The organism is Stenotrophomonas sp. SrG, assembly GCF_050031795.1.
Classification (GTDB): Bacteria; Pseudomonadota; Gammaproteobacteria; order Xanthomonadales; family Xanthomonadaceae; genus Stenotrophomonas; species Stenotrophomonas rhizophila_A.
The window spans coordinates 91,305-109,299 of record NZ_JBNBBE010000014.1; the positions used below are offsets into that span (position 1 = coordinate 91,305).

Consider the following 17,995-nt stretch of genomic DNA (forward strand, 5'->3'; position numbering starts at 1 on the left):
CGCCGCTCAGGCGGACAATTCCAGCAACAGCTTGTTCAACCGGCGCACATAAGCCGCCGGATCCTTCAGCGTATCGCCCGCAGCCAGCGCGGCCTGGTCGAACAGCACCCGGCTCAGGTCGCCGAAGCGGGCGGCATCGGCTTCCTGGTCCAGCTTGCCGATCAGCGGGTGGGCCGGGTTGAACTCGAACACCGGCTTGCTGTCAGGCACCTTCTGGCCGCTGGCCTCCAGGATCTGGCGCATCTGCAGGCCCAGGTCCTGTTCGCCGATGGCGAGGATGGCCGGCGAATCGGTCAGGCGGTGCGACACGCGTACATCGGCCACGTCATCGCCCAGCGCGCCCTTGATCCGCTCGACCAGGCCCTGCTTGTCCTTGGCGGCCGCTTCCTGCGCCTGCTTGTCTTCGGCCGTTTCCAGCGCGCCCAGGTCGAGGTCGCCACGCGCCACATCCACGAACGACTTGCCGTCGAACTCGGTCAGGTAGCCCATCAGCCACTCGTCGATGCGGTCGGTGAGCAGCAGCACTTCGATGCCCTTCTTGCGGAACACTTCCAGGTGCGGGCTGTCCTTCACCTGGGTGTGGCTGTCGCCGGTCAGGAAGTAGATCTTGTCCTGGCCTTCGATCATGCGGCCGATGTAGTCGGCGAGCGACACGTTCTGCTCGCCGCTGGCGTCATGGGTGGAGGCGAAGCGCAGCAGGCCGGCGATCTTCTCGCGGTTGTTGAAGTCTTCGGCGGGGCCTTCCTTCAGCACCTGGCCGAACTGTTTCCAGAACCCGGCATACACCTCGGGCTTGTCGGCGGCCAGCTTCTCCAGCATGTCCAGCGAGCGCTTGGTCAGCGCCGACTTCATCGAATCGATGACCGGGCCGGACTGCAGGATTTCGCGCGACACATTGAGCGACAGGTCGTTGGAATCGACCACGCCCTTGATGAAACGCAGGTACAGCGGCAGGAACTGCTCGGCCTGGTCCATCACGAACACGCGCTGCACGTACAGCTTCAGGCCCTTGGGCGCGTCGCGGTGGTACAGGTCGAACGGCGCGTGGCCGGGCACGTACAGCAGCGAGGTGTACTCGAGCTTGCCTTCAACCTTGTTATGACTCCACGCCAGCGGATCCTGGTGGTCGTGCGCGGCGTGCTTGTAGAACTCCTGGTACTCGGCGTCGCTGATCTCGGTGCGCGGGCGGGTCCACAGCGCGCTGGCGCGGTTGACGGTCTCCCACTCGACTTCGGCCGGGGCGTCGTCGCCGTGGTGTTCCCTGGCCATCTGGATCGGCAGGCCGATGTGGTCGGAGTACTTCTTGATGATGCCGCGCAGGCGCCAGGCATCGGCGAAGTCCTGCTGGTCGTCCTTCAGATGCAGCACGATGCGGGTACCGCGTTCGGGCTTGTCGATGGTTTCCACGTCGAACTCGCCCTCGCCACGCGAGGACCAGTGCACGCCTTCGCTGGCCGGCAGGCCGGCGCGGCGCGAGTACACGTCGACCTGGTCGGCCACGATGAACGCGCTGTAGAAGCCGACGCCGAACTGGCCGATCAGTTGCGAATCCTTCTTCTGGTCGCCGGACAGCTGGCGCAGGAAGTCGCCGGTGCCCGACTTGGCGATGGTGCCCAGGTGGGCGACGGCCTCGTCGCGGCTCATGCCGATGCCGTTGTCGTCGATGGTCAGGGTATGCGCCTGCGGGTCGACGCTGACCTGGATGCGCAGTTCACCATCGCTTTCGAGCAGGCCCGGCTGGGTCAGCGCTTCGAAGCGCAGTTTGTCCGAGGCATCGGCGGCGTTGGAGATGAGCTCGCGAAGGAAGATTTCCTTGTTGGAGTACAGCGAGTGGATCATCAGCTGCAGCAACTGCTTCACTTCGGTCTGGAAGCCCAGGGTTTCTTTGTGGGTCTGCTCGGTCATCGGGGAGTGCTCCTTGGACGGTGCCGCGCCCGGCGCGGCGGCTGCACAAGGGGTAAGGACGGATTGTCCCGATTTCAAGATGGCAGCGTTTCAATGGGGTCACGGTATTCTTGGCGGATGAATTCACGTTCCCCCGCATCCCACCCCGTAGGCCAGGTCCGCATCATTGGCGGCAAATGGCGCAATACCAAGTTGCCGGTGCCGCTGGCGCCGGGCCTGCGGCCCAGCAGCGACCGGGTCCGCGAGACCCTGTTCAACTGGCTGTTGTCGCGCCTGGGCGGGGCCCGGGTGCTGGATCTGTTCGCCGGCAGCGGCGCGCTGGGACTGGAAGCGGTGTCGCGCGGGGCGGTCCAGGCCACGCTGGTGGAGCGCGATGCCGCGCTGGCCCGCCAGCTGCGCGAATCGGTGGCCAGGCTGGGCGCCCAGGGCCAGGTCGAGGTGGTGCAGGGCGATGCGCTGCACTGGCTGGGCCAGCGGCCGTCGGGGCTGGCCGACATCGTCTTCATCGACCCGCCATTCGCCGACGGGCTGTGGGAGGCCGTGCTGGCGGGGCTGGGGCCGCACCTGGCGGCCGATGCCTGGCTGTACCTGGAGTCGCCGGCCGGGCAGACCCTGCGCCTGCCGCCGGGCTGGCTGCTGCACCGGGAGGGCGCTACCCGCGAGGTCCGCTTTGCCCTGTACAGGCGCGCCACTGCTACACTTTCACCAGATCAGAACGCGTAGCTTCCGCATGACCGCAGCCAACCGCCGCATCGCCGTATACCCGGGCACCTTCGATCCGATCACCAACGGTCACATCGACCTGGTGAACCGGGCCGCGCCGTTGTTCGAGAAGCTGGTGGTCGGCGTGGCGCAGAGCCCGTCCAAGGGGCCTTCGCTGCCGCTGGAGCTGCGGGTGTCGCTGGCGCGCGATGCGCTGGCCCACCACCGCAACGTGGAAGTGCGCGGTTTCGACACCCTGCTGGCACATTTCGTGCGCTCCGAGCAGGGCGGGGTGCTGCTGCGCGGCCTGCGCGCGGTCTCCGATTTTGAATACGAATTCCAGATGGCCAGCATGAACCGCCACCTGATTCCGGAGGTCGAGACGTTGTTCCTGACCCCGGCCGAGCAGCACAGCTTCATTTCGTCCTCGCTGGTCCGCGAGATCGCCCGTCTTGGCGGCGACGTGTCCGGCTTCGTGCCGGCCTCGGTGCTCGAGGCGCTGCGCAAGGTCCGCGAAGCGAAGTCTGGCCCCACGTAAACCCCAAGACCCACACATACCAAGCATCACCAAGAGGGAGACTCCATGAACAACACCATGCGTGCCATGTTGATCGCGTCGTTCGCGCTGGCGTTCACCGCCTGCAAGAAGGAAGAAGCCGCACCGGTCGCCGATGCCCAGCAGGCGCTCGTCGCCCCGGCCAAGGATGACGATGCGGGCTGGAAGAAGTACCTGCAGTCCGTCGCCGTGCAGAACATGGGCAACATCACCAACAGCCCGTTCCTGTACTACCTGTCCCCGGAATCGGATCCGGAGTTCCAGGCCAAGTACGACCGCCAGGTCGAGAGCGCCACCGCTGCTGTCGCCCGTGGCGTGCAGCCGGGCAACATGCTGGCCTTCGGTTCGTCCGCCTCGGGCAAGATGGCCGACATGATCCAGGCCGTGTTCAAGGACGTGTCCGCCGACTCGATGAAGGGTGTGCGCGTGGTGTTCATCGGCCAGGCGGCCGACAACGCCCGCGTCCAGTCGATCGTCCAGCCGACCGGCGCCGAGTACATCTTCGTCGAAGCCAAGTAAGCCGTGCCATGGCGGCCGCGCACGTGTGCGCGGCCCGGGCGGCGTCCTTCGTGGACGCCGCCGTTGACCGGCCCGCGCAGCTGCGCAAGCCGGTTTTCCTCTGCCGGCACTGGCGTGGAGTAACGCCATGTCGCTGAAAATCAATGAGCTCTGCGTCAACTGTGACGTATGCGAGCCCGCCTGTCCCAACCAGGCCATCTCGATGGGTGAAACCATCTACGTGATCGACCCTGCACGCTGCACCGAATGCGTGGGGCATTTCGACGAACCGCAATGCGTGGTCGTCTGCCCGGTGGAATGCATCGATCCCGATCCGGACATTCCCGAAACCCAGGAAGCGCTGCTGGCCAAGCTGCATGGGCTCCAGCGCGATCATCCCGAACTCTATGTGGAGTCTGCGCCCGAATGAACACCCCCTCCCGTCGCTGGTTGCTGCTGCTCCTGCTGTGGACACCGGCCCTGTGGGCCGCCGAGCCTGCGCCGCAGGCCACGCTGGCCGCGCATCCTGAAGGCGTCGCCATCGCCAGTGGGCATCACCTGGCCACGGAAGCGGGGATGGAGATCCTGGCCAAGGGCGGCAACGCGTTTGACGCCGCAGTAGCGGTGTCGTCCACCCTGGCAGTGGTCGAACCGATCAGCTCCGGCCTGGGCGGCGGTGGCTTCTTCCTGCTGCACGATGCGAAGACCGGCAAGGACGTGATGCTGGACGCGCGCGAGACCGCGCCGGCCGCCGCGACCCCCGAAGCATTCCTGGACAGCAAGGGCGAGCTGGACCGCGACCGGTCGGTGAACGGCCCGTGGTCGGCCGGCATTCCCGGCCTGCCGGCGGCGCTGGTGGAGCTGTCGGCCAAGCACGGAAAGCTGCCGCTGCAGGCATCGCTGGCCCCGGCGATCCGCATCGCCCGCGAGGGTTTCCCGGTGTATGCGCGCATGGCCAAGGGCTATGCCTCGCGCCGTGAAGTGATGGAGCGCTACCCCGGCACGCGCGAGGTGTACCTGCGCAATGGCAAGCCGATCGCCGAAGGTGATGTGTTCAAGCAGCCGGAGCTGGCGCAGACGCTGGAGCGCCTGGCCGCAGGCGGATTCGATGGCTTCTACAAGGGCCAGACCGGCAAGCTCCTGCTGGCCGGGGTGAAGCAGGCCGGTGGCAAGTGGACGGCCGACGAGCTGGCCGGCTACCGGGTCAAGCAGCGCGAACCGATCGTGTTCAATTACCGCGACTGGAAGATCACCACCGCCTCGCCGCCGTCGTCCGGTGGCATCGCACTGGCCTCGATGCTGCAGATCCTGGAAGGCTGGGACCTGAAGGCGATGGATCCGGCCCACCGCACCCACCTGGTGGTGGAATCGATGCGCCGCGCGTTCCGTGACCGCACCTTCTTCCTGGGCGATCCGGACTTCGTGCAGATTCCGCAGAAAGTGCTGACCAGCCGCGATTACGCCCAGGGCCTGCGCGCCACCATCCACCCGGAAAAGGCCACCCCCAGCGACCTGCTGTCGGGCAACCCGACCCCGCTGGAAGACGACGAGACCACCCACTTCTCGATCATCGACCAGCAGGGCAACCGCGTGGGCGCCACCCAGACCGTGAACCTGCTGTACGGCTCGGGCCTGATTCCGTCGGGCACCGGCGTGCTGCTCAACAACGAGATGGACGACTTCGCGCTCAAGCCGGGCACGCCCAACGCGTTCGGCGTGATGGGCTATGCGGCCAACGCGCCCAAGCCGGGCAAGCGCATGCTCAGCTCGATGACCCCGACCTTCATGGAATCGGCCGACAAGGTCGTGGTGCTCGGCACCCCGGGCGGCAGCCGCATCATCACCATGGTGCTGCTGGGCGTGCTGGGCTACGACGATGGCCTCGACGCCCAGCAGGTTGCGGCGTTGCCGCGCTTCCACCACCAGTGGCTGCCGGACGTGATCGAGGCTGAAACCGGTGCGTTCGATGCGGGCACCATCCAGCAGCTGCAGGCGATGGGCCACAAGATCGACCTGCCCGGCGACAGCGCCGAAGGCGGGCGCGGCTCCAGCCATGTGTGGGGCAACCTGCAGACGGTGGAGTGGAACCGCCGCAGCAACCAGCTCAGCGTGGGCAGCGACCCGCGCAACCCGGTCGGTTCGGGAGCGGTCGCTCCTGCGGCGGCACGGTAAACCAGAAACCCCGCCACGGCGGGGTTTTTCATGCCGGCGGATAGCGAATTATTAACGCAGCCCGCCGGATAATTTACCGATGAAACTATGGTCCATCCGCGGTAACTCACAGAAGCTCGATGGCGGCGCGATGTTCGGCAATGCGCCGCGTGCGGTCTGGGAAAAATGGGCGGCACCGGACGATCTCAACCGGATCGAACTGGCCTGCCGTGCACTGCTGGCCAGCCCGCTGGCCGGCAGGACCGTGCTGTTCGAAACCGGTATCGGCGCGTTCTTCGAGCCGAAGCTGCGCGATCGTTACGGCGTGCAGGAACCCAGCCACGTGCTGATCGAATCGTTGCGCGAAGCCGGCTTCGAGCATGAGGACATCGACGTGGTGGTCCTCAGCCACCTGCATTTCGACCACGCCGGTGGCCTGCTGGCGCCGTGGAGCGAAGGCCGCGCGCCGGAGCTGCTGTTCCCCAACGCGACCTTCCTGGTCGGTGCCGAACACTGGGAACGCGCGCTGGACCCACACCCGCGCGACCGCGCCAGCTTCATTCCCGAACTGCCGCAGCTGCTGCGCGACAGCGGGCGGCTGGAGATCGTGCAGGGACCGTATTCGCGCACGCTGGGCACAAGCGTGCGTTTCAGCTTCAGCGATGGGCACACCCCGGGCCTGATGCTGGCCGAGATCGTCGGCCCCGAACAGGTCCAGGGCGAGCCGCGCGGTGGCGTGGTGTTCTGTGCCGACCTCATTCCCGGGCGTTCATGGGTGCACGTGCCGATCACCATGGGCTACGACCGCAACGCCGAACTGCTGATCGACGAGAAACGCAGCTTCCTGGAAGACAAGCTGGCGCGCAACGTGCACCTGTTCTTTACCCACGACCCCGAATGCGCGCTGGCCCAGGTCACCCGCGATGAGAAAGGGCGGTTCGGTACCGCCCACGAACAGGGTGAATTGAAGGCCCGCGCGCTGGCCTGACGGCGCGCGGATCAACCGGCCACGCGGGTCCCGAAGATGCGGTCACCGGCATCGCCCAGGCCCGGCAGGATGTAGCCCTTCTCGTTGAGCCGCGCATCGATCGCGGCAGTGAAGATCTCCACATCGGGGTGCGCCGCCTGCACGGCCGCGATGCCCTCCGGCGCGGCCACCAGGAAAATCCCCTTGATCCGCCGCGCCCCGGCGCGCTTGAGCATGTCGATGGTGGCGATCAGGGTGCCGCCAGTGGCCAGCATCGGGTCCAGGATCAGCGCATCGCGTTCTTCCAGGCGGCCGGTGAGGCGCTCGAAGTAGGGCACCGGCTGCAGGGTTTCCTCATCACGCTGCAGGCCGACCACGCTGACCCGCGCCGCCGGAATCAGCGACAGCACGCCGCTGAGCATGCCCAGCCCGGCGCGCAGGATCGGCACCACGGTGATTTTCGCGCCCGCGATGCGCTGCACGGTCACAGGGCCGGCCCAGCCGGAAAGGGTGTGCGCTTCGGTGTCCAGGTCGGCGGTGGCCTCGTAGGCCAGCAGGCCGCCCAGTTCGTTGGCCAGCTCGCGGAAGTCCTTGGTGCTCAGGGACGCATCGCGCATCAGGCCGATCTTGTGCTGCACCAGCGGGTGGCGAACTTCGACGATTTTCATGGGAATGCCAACAAAACGGGGAGAACGCCATTTTGCCGCACCGGTGCCATGGCCGGCCATAGCCCGCCCCCGAGCGTCACAATCGCCACCGGTGTCACGTTCATGCAACCTCCCGGACATACCGTGCTGACCCAACCTTTACACCGTTGGGGAAGCCGTGCAGAACAAATCGCCGTTGGGGCTGGCCATCAGCCTGTCGTTGCTGGTCCTGTCCACCGCGCCTGCCGTGGCCGCCGCGAGCGGGGAGCTCGCCGGCGCTGCCGCAGCCACCGAGCTGGACCGGGTGGAAGTGCGCCCGCAGCTGGAATCGCAGACCCGCGCGGTCGACCTCAAGCGCAGCAGCGATGCCATCCAGGACGCGGTATCGTCCGATGCCATGGGCGTCTACCCGGACAAGAACGTGGCCGAATCGCTGCAGCGCCTGCCCGGCGTCAGCGTCACCCGTGACCAGGGCGAGGGCCGTTTCGTGGTGGTGCGCGGCCTGGATGCCAACCTCAACAGCGTCAGCATCGACGGCATCGCCGTGGGCACTCCCGAAGATTCCAGCCGCGCCGCACCGCTGGACGTGATCCCCTCCGACTCGACCGAACGCCTGCGCGTGGTCAAGTCGCCGACCCCGGACATGCCCGGCGACGCCATCGGCGGCGCGATCCTGGTCGAGTCCGCCTCGGCGTTCGACCGCGACGGGCGCAGCCTGCGCGGCAAGATCGAAGCCAGCCACCAGGAGCTGTCCGGGCACACCAGCCCCAAGGCCGCGTTCAATTACAGCGAAGTGTTCGCCGATACCTTCGGCGTGGCGCTGGGCGTGAACTACCAGAACCGCAAGTTCGAGTCCGACAACAGCGAAGTCGAGTACGGCGAATTCGACGGCGGCAGCGAAGACGAGCTGTTCGCCAACAGCCTGCAGCACCGCAAGTATGAGATCGAGCGCAAGCGCATCGGCGCCAACCTCAATTTCGACTGGCGCCCCAGCGAAGACAGCCAGTACTACCTGCGCACCCTGTACAGCCAGTTCGATGACGCCGAAACCCGCCAGCGCACCATTTTCAACTTCGGCGATGGCGAGGTCACCGCGCTGGGCAACAACCAGTTCCGGGTCGACGACCTGCCGGCCGATGCGATCCAGAAGCGCATGCGCTACCGCACCAAGAAGGAAAACACCTTCGCCGCCAGCCTGGGCGGCGAGAACCGCCTGACCAACGCCGTGCTGGATTACAAGGTTGGTTACACCCGTACCGAAGAACGCGTCAACGACGAGATGGAAGCGCGCTTCGAGTACAACGGCGATGACCTGGCCGCCACCGTGGACCAGAACAGCGGCATCCCGCGCTACACGCTCAGCGATGCCAACTGGATGGACAACGGCAACTACGACTTCGACCGTTTCGTGGTCTCGCCCAAGCGCGTGGACGACAAGGAGCACAGCGCCCAGGTCAACATCCGCTTCGACGGCGACAACAGCAGTTACAAGTTCGGCCTGCTGGGCCGCTGGCGCGACCGCGACGTGGACACCGACGAGCGCGAACTGCGCGTGGGTCCGGACGTGGCGTTGTCCGACTGGACCACCACCACGCCCGACCATCGTGGCGGCAGCCTCGGCCAGGGCATGAGCTCGGATGCGATGCGTCGCTACTGGGCCCGGTTCGGCAGCCAGTACAGTGCCCGCCCGCAGGATGTCGGCGCCAATGCGATGACCTCGCTGGAAGAGGATTACACGGCCAGCGAAGACATCTTCGCCAGCTATGCCATGGGCACCTGGGACGTCGGCAACCTGCGCATCATCGGCGGCGTGCGGGTGGAAAACACCCAGTTCCAGGCCACCGGCAACCAGGTGGACGTGGCCGCCAACGGCCGCAGCTACACCGTGACCCCGCTCACCGCCGACCGCAGCTACACCAACGTGCTGCCCGGCGTGCACCTGCGTTACGACGCCGGCAGCGACTGGGTGCTGCGCGCAGCCGCCAACAAGACCGTGTCGCGCCCGTCGTTCGGCGACATCGCCCCGCGCATCGGCTACAACCGCGGCGACGAGGAAGTGCGGCTGGGCAACCCGGAACTGGATCCGTACGAATCCAGCAACGTGGACCTCTCGTTCGAGCGCTACATCGGCAGCACCGGCATCCTCTCGCTGGGCCTGTTCCATAAATCCATCGACGGCTACATCGTCAACACCGTCAGCGACAGCGATCCCGAATACCCCGGCTTCGACGTCACCCGCGTGATCAACGGCGACAAGGCCAAGGTCTACGGCGCCGAGTTCAACTGGCAGCAGCAGCTCAGCTTCCTGCCCGCCGGCTGGGATGGCCTGCTGGTCGGTGCCAGCGGCACCTGGTTGGACACCGATTTCGACCCGGGCCTGGATGGCCGTGCCGACGAGGACTTCACCCTGCCGCGTGCCTCCAAGCACGTGTACAGCGCACACCTTGGTTACGAGAAGGCCGGCTTCAGCACCCGCCTTGCCGCCGTCTACCGCAGCGAGTACCTGGATACGCTGGGCGACAGCCGCGCTTACGACATCTTCGTGGCACCCAACACGCAGCTCGATTTCAGCCTGGACTACAAGATCACCGACAACGTAAGCGTGTACCTGGAAGCGCAGAACCTGCTCGACAAGCCGCTGGAGCTCTACCAGGGCGTGCGTTCGCGCACCCTGCAGAACGAAGAATACGGCCGCACCTACGCGCTCGGCCTGAAGGTGGCGCTGTGATGCGCGCAGGTCCCGCACTGGGCCTGCTCGCGCTGGCGCTGCTGGCCGGCTGCAGACCGGCCGTCACGCCGGTACCGGCGGCATCGAACGCACCCGCAGCAGACCCGGCGGCGGCGACCACCGGGCGCTCGGTGGCCACCGTGGCCGAAGCGTTCCTCACCCCGATGACCCCGGCCGACAACATCGATTCACCGGCCAGCTGGACCTCGCCGGAAGGGCAGGTGTGGCTGATCGCCACCGCCAAGGCCACTGACAAGCTGGTGGTCTATGACGGCCAGACCGGCGCGCACCTGCGCGATGTCGGCAGCACTGGCACCGCCCCGGGCCAATTCGTCCGCCCCAACGGCATCGCCGTGGTCGACGACCTGGTGCTGATCGTGGAGCGCGACAACCACCGCGTGCAGGTGCTGCAGCTGCCGTCATTCACCCCGCTGGGGACGTTCGCGGCCGATGACCTGCGCAAGCCGTATGGACTGTGGGTCAACAAGCAGGCCAGCGGCTACGACGTGTACGTGACCGATTCCTACGATGCCGGCGAAGATGCGCAGGGCAACGACGTGCTGCCGCCGCTGGCCGAACTGGACAAGCGCGTGCGTCGTTACGCACTGCAGGTGGCGGACGGCAAGGCGCAGGCCAGCCTGGTCGGCAGCATCGGCGACACCAGCGAGAAGGGCGCCCTGCGCGTGGTTGAATCGATCTGGGGCGATCCGGCCAACGACCGCCTGCTGATCGCCGAAGAAGACGAAACCTATGCCAGCGAAATCAAGGTGTACTCGCTGCAAGGGAAATTCAGCGGCACCACCTTCGGCCGCGATGCGTTCAAGGCGCAGGCCGAAGGCGTGATGCTGCGCACCTGCGGCAAGGACGGCTGGTGGATCACCACCGAACAGGGCAAGGATCGCAGCGTGTTCCACCTGTTCGACCGCCACACGCTGAAGCATGTCGGCGCGTTCCAGGGCAACACGGTGGCCAATACCGACGGCATCTGGCTGGACCAGGCCGCCTCGCCGCGCTTCCCGCATGGCGCGCTGTATGCCGTGCATGACGACCAGGGCGTGGTCGCGTTCGACTGGGCCAGCGTGGCCAAACAGCTGTCGCTGCCGCTGGAGTGTGCAAAGTGAGCGGTATCCATGCATGCGCCCGCGCGCTCGCGGTCGTGCTGCTGCTGGGCAGCGCCGCCAGCTGGGCAAGGCCGGAGGGCAAGGCCGAACCGAACACCCAGGTGCCGGCCGGCAACCGGCATTACGCGGCGACCGGCTTCCCGGACCGCATCGTGGCATCGCCGACGCAGGACGCATCGCGGGGCTTCGCCGTGGCGTGGCGTACCGATACCAGCGTCAGCACGCCGCTGCTGGAATGGGTCGTTGCAGGCGACTCGCCCGATGTCGGCACGCCAACGCGCGTCACCGCCGTGACCGCGACGCTGGACACCGAACTGGGCCCTTCGCACCATCACCGTGCCGACGTCGCTGGCCTGGCGCCGGATACGCTGTACCTGTGGCGGGTGCAGGGCAATGGCACCTGGAGCGCCTGGAACCAGCTGCGTACCGCCGGGCGGGCCGACCAGCCATTGACCCTGCTGTACTTCGGCGACACCCAGAACAAGAACGTCAGCCACGTCTCGCGCGTGCTGCGTGCCGGCATCAAGGCCGCACCGGATGCGCGCCTGACCCTGTTTGCCGGTGACCTCGTAAGTGGCGGTGACGGCGTGGACGACAGCGAGTGGGGCGAGTGGTTCGCTGCCGCCGGCTGGCTGCCGCAGGAAACCGCAGTGGCACCGGCGATCGGCAACCATGAGTACTTCGAGGAATTCGAAGACACCCCGCAGGAACGCCGCGTGCTGGGCCGGCACTGGCCGGTGACCTTCGCCCTGCCGCGCAACGGCGTGGATGCCGCGGCCACCAGCACCTACTGGTTCGACTACCAGGGCGTGCGCATCGCCGTGCTGGACGGCACCTCGGCGCTGGACCTGGGCACGGCCCAGGCGCAGGCGGCGTGGCTGGACAAGGTGCTGGCCGACAACCCACACCCGTGGAGCATCGTGCTGCTGCACCAGCCGTTCTATTCGCCGCGCGAGGGACGCGAGAACGCCGAGCTGCGCGATGTGCTGCTGCCGGTGGTGCGCCGCCACAACGTGGACCTGGTGCTGCAGGGCCACGACCACACCTACGGGCGCCGTGGCGAAGGCCAGGCGGCCACCCCGCAGTACGTGGTGACCGTGGCCGGTCCCAAGCAGTACCGGCTGTCCGACGAAGCCCGCGCGACGATGGCGCCGGTCGGTGAGGACACCCAGCTGTACCAGGTGCTCACGATCGATCCACGGCACATGCGCTATGAAGCACGCACGGTCACCGGCCGCCTGTACGACGGCTTCGAACTCAACCGCGAGGCCGACGGCAGCAAGCGCAAGACCGAACTCACCGAGGGCCGCATCGCCCCCCGCGACTGCACGCGTACCCAGACCCTGAAGGGTCGTGCCGACCGCTGCTGGGAATAAGGACTGCCATGAACCCGCAACCCAAGCTTGCCCTGATCGCCCTGGCTGCCGCACTGCTGCTGCTCACCGGCGCCAGTCTCGCCAGCAACGCGGTGCTGCACCCGTTCCTGGCCGCCCAGCCGAAGGAAGCGCCGGAGGAAGCCAACCTGGCCGTGGAAATCCCGGCCGGCAGCTTCACCAAGTACGAGATCAAGGAAGACGGCCTGGTCCACGTCGACCGCTTCCAGTCGATGCCGGTTGCGTACCCGGCCAACTACGGCTCCATGCCGCGCACCCTGGCCGGCGACAACGACCCGCTGGATGCACTGGTGTTGACCCGCGAACCGCTGCATCCCGGCGTGATCGTGCGCTTCCGCCCGATCGGCTACCTGAAGATGGTCGACAAAGGCGAGCACGACGAGAAGGTGATCGGCGTGCCGACCGACAAGATCGACCCGACCTACGCCAACATCCGCGACCTGCAGGACCTGCCGCTGATCGAACGCCAGCGCGTCGAAGCGTTCTTCCGCGTCTACAAGGACCTGCCGGAAGGGCGCAATCCAGTGGAACTCAGCGGCTGGGGGAACGCGGCCGAAGCCAAGGCGCTCATCCGCGAATCAATGCAGCGCTTCGACGCGCAGCAACGCCGCGCCAAGGGCGATTGAGCCTCAGCACCGCCCGGGCCTACAGCAGGATCCCGCCGCCCACCTCGATCCGCTGCGCGGTCACCCAGTGGTTGTCGGGCCCGACCAGCGCGGCCACCATCGCCCCGATATCCTCGGCGTGGCCCGGGCGCCCGAGTGCGGTGTGGTCGCTGACATAACGCTGCACGTCGGGGTTGTCGCGCACCGCGCCGCCGAAGAAATCCGTCTGCGTGGGGCCGGGTGCCACCGCATTGACGGTGATGCCGCGCGGACCCAGTTCCAGCGCCAGATAGCGGGTCATCACCTCCAGCGCGCCCTTCATGGCGGCGTAGACGAGGCTGCCGGCGGCGGTGTGGCGGGTGAGGCTGCTGGACAGGTTCACAATGCGCGCCCCGTCGGCCAGCAGCGGTGACAGCACCTGGGTCAGCAGCAGCGGCCCCTTGAAGTGCAGCGCATGCAGAAGGTCGATGTCATCGGCGGTGATTGCACCGAACGGTGCCGGTGCGTGCGCGCCGGCATTGTTGATGAGCGCGTCGAGCTTCTGGCCCTGGCCTCGGGACTGCAGCCAACCGGTCATCGCGGCCAGGCATGCCGGGAAGCTCCCGCTGTCGGTGACGTCCAGCGCCAGGGTCATCACGTCGCGGCCCTGACGTGCGATGTCCGCGGCCACGCTGCGGGCGGCGGCGGGGTCGCTGCGGTACGTTAAGATCACATCCCAACCGCGCGTGGCCAACTGCAGCGCGATGCTGCGGCCAATGCCCTTGTTGCCGCCGGTGACCAGGGCCACGCGGGCGGGGAGAAGTGGAGAGCCAGTGTGCATGCGATAACCAGACGAGGGGAACGAGCAGGCATGATCGCGGGGTGCCGCGCCGCGCTCTTGCAAGTTACGCGCAGGCATTTGCCTGATCCTGCACCCCTCCGCGCGGGGGTGGCATGCTGACGCGTCTGCATGACGCAGTGGAGAGCCTCCTGAGCCGATCGGCCGGAGAGGGCGACCGTGTACTGTCGCCGCTGCCGGGCGTGATCGTATCGACGACCCACCGTGCCCGGATGCCCACCCATGCGCTGTACCGGCCCGCGTTGGGTGTGGTCGTGCAGGGGGCAAAGCAGGTTCTGGCCGGAAGACGCAGCCTCGATTACCGTGCCGGACAGGGACTGGTGACCGGGATCGCGATGCCGGCAAGTGGGCGCGTGCTGGCGGCCAGCAGGGCACAGCCGTTCATGGGCGTCTCGATCGAGCTGGACACGGGCGTGCTGCAGCAGGTGCTGGCCGGGCTGGACCCGGGGCCGTCAGCCCTCGCCGCGGCCTCCGGCCTCAGCGTACATACCCTGCCAGCGCCGCTGCTGGACTGCGTGGCACGCATCGTTGAAGCGGTGCGTATCGACGATGCGGCGGCGGTGCTGGTGCCCACCTTGTTGCGCGAACTCAGCTACTGGCTGTTGACCGGGCCAACCGGCCCGGAGGTTGCGGCAATGGCGCGCCCGGAAGGCACGTTGCACCGGATTGCCGAAGCGGTGGTGCACCTGCGCCGGCATTTCCGTCAGCCGCTTCAGGTGGAGTCGCTGGCGGCGGCCAGCAACATGTCCGTGTCACTGTTCTACCGGCGCTTCCGCGCGGTCACCGGCATCTCGCCACTGCAGTTCCAGAAGCAGCTGCGTCTGCTCGAAGCACGGCGGCTGCTCGAAACCCAGGCCGTCAACGTGACCACGGCGGCGCTTGCCGTCGGGTACGAGAGCCTGTCGCAGTTCAGCCGCGAGTACCAGCGCTGCTTCGGCCACACCGCGCGGGAAAGCCTGCAGCGGTCCACGCCTTCCGTGGATTGACCTCTGGTTGCCGACCCATTAATATCCATCCGGACGGATATTAATTGGTAACGACATGGCCCGACCGCGCTCCATCGACCCGAATCACCTGCTGGACGCCGCCGAACGGGTGGTGGCCCGCCATGGCGTTCCCGGGCTTACCCTGGAGGCCGTTGCAGCCGAGGCCGGGATCAGCAAGGCCAGCGTGCTGTACGACCATGGCAGCAAGACCGCACTGGTGCAGGCCGTACTGGTGCGCGCGCTGCAGCGGGACCGTGCCCAGAACCAGGCCGCGGTTGACGCGGTGCCCGCGCATGACAGTCCGGTCATCAAGGGTCGGCTGGCGGCCGCTGCACAGCCGCTGCCGGACGCCTTCCGACCGGTCGCCCTGAGCCTGGTGGCGGCCATGGCCGGCGACTCGAGCCTGCGCGGGCCGTTCCAGCAACACCAGCGCGAGGTGATCGAGGCGGTCGAAACCACCTCGCAGCAGCCTCGTGGCGCGATGCTGGCGTACCTGGCGCTGGAAGGACTGAAACTTCTCGAAGCGCTCGACTACCACCGCTGGCCCGCGCAACAGCGGGAACAGCTGCTGCGGGACATCGCGTGGCTGGTGGAGCAGGTACCGCCTGACTGATCCATCGGTTTGGGGCGACGTTACGCCCACCTGTCTTCTCTCCCACTCATCAATGCGGCCCGGCAGCGGCTGCAGGACCCCCCATGTCTTCTCTCCAGCGGATTTTCCTTACCGGCGGCAGTGGCTATGTCGGTCGCAACCTCATCACCTCACTGGTCTCCCAGGGCCACGCCGTGGTGGCCTTGGCGCGCAGCGAAGCAGCGGCGCGCGCAGTCGAACAGCGCGGCGCACGGGCATTCCGCGCCGACCTGCTCTCGGGTGACCTGGCCACGGGCATGCAGGGCTGCCACGCCGTTGTCCATGCGGCCGCCGATACCGACCATGTGGCCGGTGGGGGGCGCCAGCATCGTGTCAACGTCGATGGCACGCGCCGGGTGATCGACGCCGCCGGACAGGCGGGCGTCGCCCGCGTGCTCCTGCTCAGCACCGAGTCGGTGCTGGCCAGCGGGCGCGCGTTGCCAGGCGTGGACGAGCGCACGCCACTGCCACGCCGCTCCATCGGTGGCTACTCGCGCAGCAAGGCCGAGGCGGAGCGGGTTGCGTTGGCGGCCAACAGCGAACACCTTGCGGTCAGCGTGCTGCGCCCACGGTTCGTGTGGGGCCGCGACGACACCACCGCACTGCCACAGCTGTGCGACGCGGCGCGGAGCGGACAGCTTGCCTGGATTTCGGGCGGCAACTACCTGACCTCCACCACCCACATCGCGACCCTGTGCGCGGCTGTCTCGGCAGCGCTGCGCCATGCACGACCGGGCGAGGTCTATTTCATCGCCGACGAGCAGCCTGTCCAGTTCCGTGCCTTCATCACCGCGCTGCTGGAAACGCAGGGGATCGCCGCGCCGGAAAAGTCGGTCCCGCGTGCGCTGCTGTGGGCACTGGCATCGCTGGGCGATGCACTGGCGGCAGTGAGTGGTGGACGGGTACGCGGTCCTCTGACCCGGCAGCAGTACGCTGCCTCGGCGGTTGAAGTGACGCTGGATACGCGCAAGGCGCGGCGTGAGCTGCACTTGCGCGACGCGATCACGCGCGAGCAGGGGTTGGATGAGCTTCGGCTCGTGCGCTCTGGCGTGCGCGTGTGAAGCCGCCACGCAGGGCGTGGCACTAAACGTTGGGTGCCGAAGGCTCGTGGATGGGACAACGGTTGAAGCGGGCGCGGAAGTCGCGCGAGGCGGCCATCACGATCCGGCGTGCGCGGTTGATGTTGCCCAGCGGTTGATGGGCCGCCAGCGCGTGCCAGGGAGCGAAGGCGAGGCGGTCTTCGCTGGCCTCGGCGTCGGTGTTCCAGGATGACTGCTCACCGACCGCCAGCCGACCTACCGGCTGGAACGGGCTGAGTTCCTCCGGCCAGACCACCGAAGCGTCTTCGATCGGCATCTTTTCAAGATCGCGGCAGAGCTGCACGCGCAGCTCCCACTCGGCCACGGCGCCGGGCTGGGCGAAGAACGCGGCCACCGCCTCACGCTGCGTGTCGGCTTCGGAAGGCAGCTTCTGCCCGGTCAGCGCGACCAGTGCCGGCGACACCGGCACCCACGAGAACTTGGCCATGTACGGCCCGTAGCGGAACGGGACCTGGGTGAAGAACGTTTCGCCGAGCGGATGGTGCTGCGGTTCGCCACCGAGCGCCTTCAGTGATGCGCTCTGGCCACCCACTGCCTCCAGCGCCGCCTCGGTGCCGCGCAGCGTGGCGGAGAGCACCTGCTTGGTCCGCGGCATGCGCTCGTTGGTGGCGGCCAGCAGCTTGGCCGAGCGGAGGAAGCCGCTGATGCCCGGCGTGTTGAAGGCCGGGCCGTTGACCATCAGGAAATCCTGGCTGTGCTGCTCGTCGCCGCCGTCCACGCGCGCGCCGGGCACATCCATGATCTTGACGGCCATCGCGCGCGGCGTAGAGACGGTATCGGGCAGCTGCTCGGCCGGCGGCGAGGACAACCGCACCAGGGCGTCGTACTCACCGGGTGCGGCGAACAGGCCCTGGCTCAGTTCGGGCGAGAGCCCATCCAGTACGCGGAAGCGCCCGCGCAGCAGCGCGTGCCCCTTGGCATGCACCGCACGGTGCGCATGGCCTTCATGCTCGGCAACCACGCCGGCCATGCGGGTGAATACCTCCACCAGTTCGGCGATGGTGGCGTCTTCGTCAGGCGCGCGCTGTTCCACGTCAGCGGAATAAGCGACAGCAGGCTGGATCGGCGTCATGGGCATGGTTCCGGAAAGTGGAGAGAAGGCGCCGGCGACCACGAGGTGTTGCCTTGGCAGGGACCGGCTGGGGCATGTGCCCACCTTCCCGCTT

General features: G+C 67.4%; 17 protein-coding genes. 13 read left to right on the top strand and 4 right to left on the bottom strand.

What is annotated here, in order from left to right; genetic code table 11:
- Positions 1–6: 6 nt before the first annotated feature.
- Positions 7–1,905 (bottom strand): molecular chaperone HtpG, encoded by a 1,899-nt coding sequence (htpG, locus tag ACQG3P_RS14475; protein ID WP_320458505.1) that lies wholly within the window; start codon positions 1,903–1,905, stop codon positions 7–9.
- A 117-nt stretch (positions 1,906–2,022) separates the two neighbouring features.
- Between htpG and rsmD the strand changes: the two genes are divergently transcribed.
- The 6 genes from rsmD to ACQG3P_RS14505 all read left to right on the top strand — a co-directional run bounded on the left by rsmD (position 2,023) and on the right by ACQG3P_RS14505 (position 6,800).
- On the top strand, positions 2,023–2,628 hold the full coding sequence (gene rsmD, locus ACQG3P_RS14480) for a 16S rRNA (guanine(966)-N(2))-methyltransferase RsmD (RefSeq protein WP_426805464.1): 606 nt from the start codon (positions 2,023–2,025) through the stop codon (positions 2,626–2,628).
- Between the two features lie 7 nt (positions 2,629–2,635).
- Positions 2,636–3,145: a pantetheine-phosphate adenylyltransferase gene (gene coaD, locus ACQG3P_RS14485; protein WP_093534179.1), complete on the top strand. Its 510-nt coding sequence runs from the start codon at positions 2,636–2,638 to the stop codon at positions 3,143–3,145.
- Positions 3,146–3,190: 45 nt separating this feature from the next.
- Positions 3,191–3,682 (top strand): hypothetical protein, encoded by a 492-nt coding sequence (locus ACQG3P_RS14490; RefSeq protein ID WP_068851048.1) that lies wholly within the window; start codon positions 3,191–3,193, stop codon positions 3,680–3,682.
- A gap of 127 nt (positions 3,683–3,809) precedes the next feature.
- Positions 3,810–4,091, top strand: a complete 282-nt coding sequence (locus ACQG3P_RS14495; protein WP_068851051.1) for a YfhL family 4Fe-4S dicluster ferredoxin — start codon at positions 3,810–3,812, stop codon at positions 4,089–4,091.
- Positions 4,088–5,833, top strand: a complete 1,746-nt coding sequence (gene ggt / locus ACQG3P_RS14500; protein ID WP_426805465.1) for a gamma-glutamyltransferase — start codon at positions 4,088–4,090, stop codon at positions 5,831–5,833. The genes ACQG3P_RS14495 and ggt overlap by 4 nt, the downstream gene beginning before the upstream one ends.
- Before the next feature lie 79 nt (positions 5,834–5,912).
- On the top strand, positions 5,913–6,800 hold the full coding sequence (locus ACQG3P_RS14505; RefSeq protein WP_068851057.1) for an MBL fold metallo-hydrolase: 888 nt from the start codon (positions 5,913–5,915) through the stop codon (positions 6,798–6,800).
- Positions 6,801–6,811: 11 nt separating this feature from the next.
- Here ACQG3P_RS14505 and upp read toward each other — a convergent pair whose 3' ends face one another.
- A complete protein-coding gene (upp, locus tag ACQG3P_RS14510; RefSeq protein ID WP_068851060.1) occupies positions 6,812–7,447 on the bottom strand; it encodes a uracil phosphoribosyltransferase in 636 nt (211 codons plus the stop codon).
- A gap of 157 nt (positions 7,448–7,604) precedes the next feature.
- On the opposite strand from upp, the gene ACQG3P_RS14515 reads away from it, so the two are divergent.
- The 4 genes from ACQG3P_RS14515 to ACQG3P_RS14530 are packed head-to-tail and all read left to right on the top strand — an operon-like array spanning position 7,605 to position 13,295.
- On the top strand, positions 7,605–10,154 hold the full coding sequence (locus tag ACQG3P_RS14515; protein WP_426805466.1) for a TonB-dependent receptor: 2,550 nt from the start codon (positions 7,605–7,607) through the stop codon (positions 10,152–10,154).
- Positions 10,154–11,275, top strand: a complete 1,122-nt coding sequence (locus ACQG3P_RS14520; protein WP_426805467.1) for a phytase — start codon at positions 10,154–10,156, stop codon at positions 11,273–11,275. The genes ACQG3P_RS14515 and ACQG3P_RS14520 overlap by 1 nt, the downstream gene beginning before the upstream one ends.
- Before the next feature lie 35 nt (positions 11,276–11,310).
- Positions 11,311–12,651: a metallophosphoesterase gene (locus ACQG3P_RS14525; RefSeq protein ID WP_426805487.1), complete on the top strand. Its 1,341-nt coding sequence runs from the start codon at positions 11,311–11,313 to the stop codon at positions 12,649–12,651.
- An 8-nt stretch (positions 12,652–12,659) separates the two neighbouring features.
- Positions 12,660–13,295: an inorganic diphosphatase gene (locus tag ACQG3P_RS14530; protein WP_426805468.1), complete on the top strand. Its 636-nt coding sequence runs from the start codon at positions 12,660–12,662 to the stop codon at positions 13,293–13,295.
- Between the two features lie 19 nt (positions 13,296–13,314).
- Here ACQG3P_RS14530 and ACQG3P_RS14535 read toward each other — a convergent pair whose 3' ends face one another.
- Entirely contained in the window at positions 13,315–14,094 is a 780-nt protein-coding gene (locus ACQG3P_RS14535) for an SDR family NAD(P)-dependent oxidoreductase (protein ID WP_426805469.1), read from the bottom strand.
- Positions 14,095–14,207: 113 nt separating this feature from the next.
- On the opposite strand from ACQG3P_RS14535, the gene ACQG3P_RS14540 reads away from it, so the two are divergent.
- The 3 genes from ACQG3P_RS14540 (at position 14,208) to ACQG3P_RS14550 (ending at position 16,790) form a co-directional block, all read left to right on the top strand.
- Positions 14,208–15,098, top strand: coding sequence for an AraC family transcriptional regulator (locus ACQG3P_RS14540; RefSeq protein WP_426805470.1), 891 nt, complete (start codon positions 14,208–14,210; stop codon positions 15,096–15,098).
- Between the two features lie 55 nt (positions 15,099–15,153).
- The gene (locus ACQG3P_RS14545) at positions 15,154–15,711 is read left to right on the top strand and encodes a TetR family transcriptional regulator (RefSeq protein ID WP_426805471.1); all 558 of its coding nucleotides are present in this window, start codon (positions 15,154–15,156) and stop codon (positions 15,709–15,711) included.
- Positions 15,712–15,794: 83 nt separating this feature from the next.
- Positions 15,795–16,790, top strand: coding sequence for an NAD-dependent epimerase/dehydratase family protein (locus tag ACQG3P_RS14550; RefSeq protein WP_426805472.1), 996 nt, complete (start codon positions 15,795–15,797; stop codon positions 16,788–16,790).
- Positions 16,791–16,812: 22 nt separating this feature from the next.
- Here ACQG3P_RS14550 and ACQG3P_RS14555 read toward each other — a convergent pair whose 3' ends face one another.
- Complete coding sequence (locus ACQG3P_RS14555) at positions 16,813–17,901, bottom strand: catalase family protein (protein WP_426805473.1); 1,089 nt, start codon at positions 17,899–17,901, stop codon at positions 16,813–16,815.
- Positions 17,902–17,995 lie beyond the last annotated feature (94 nt).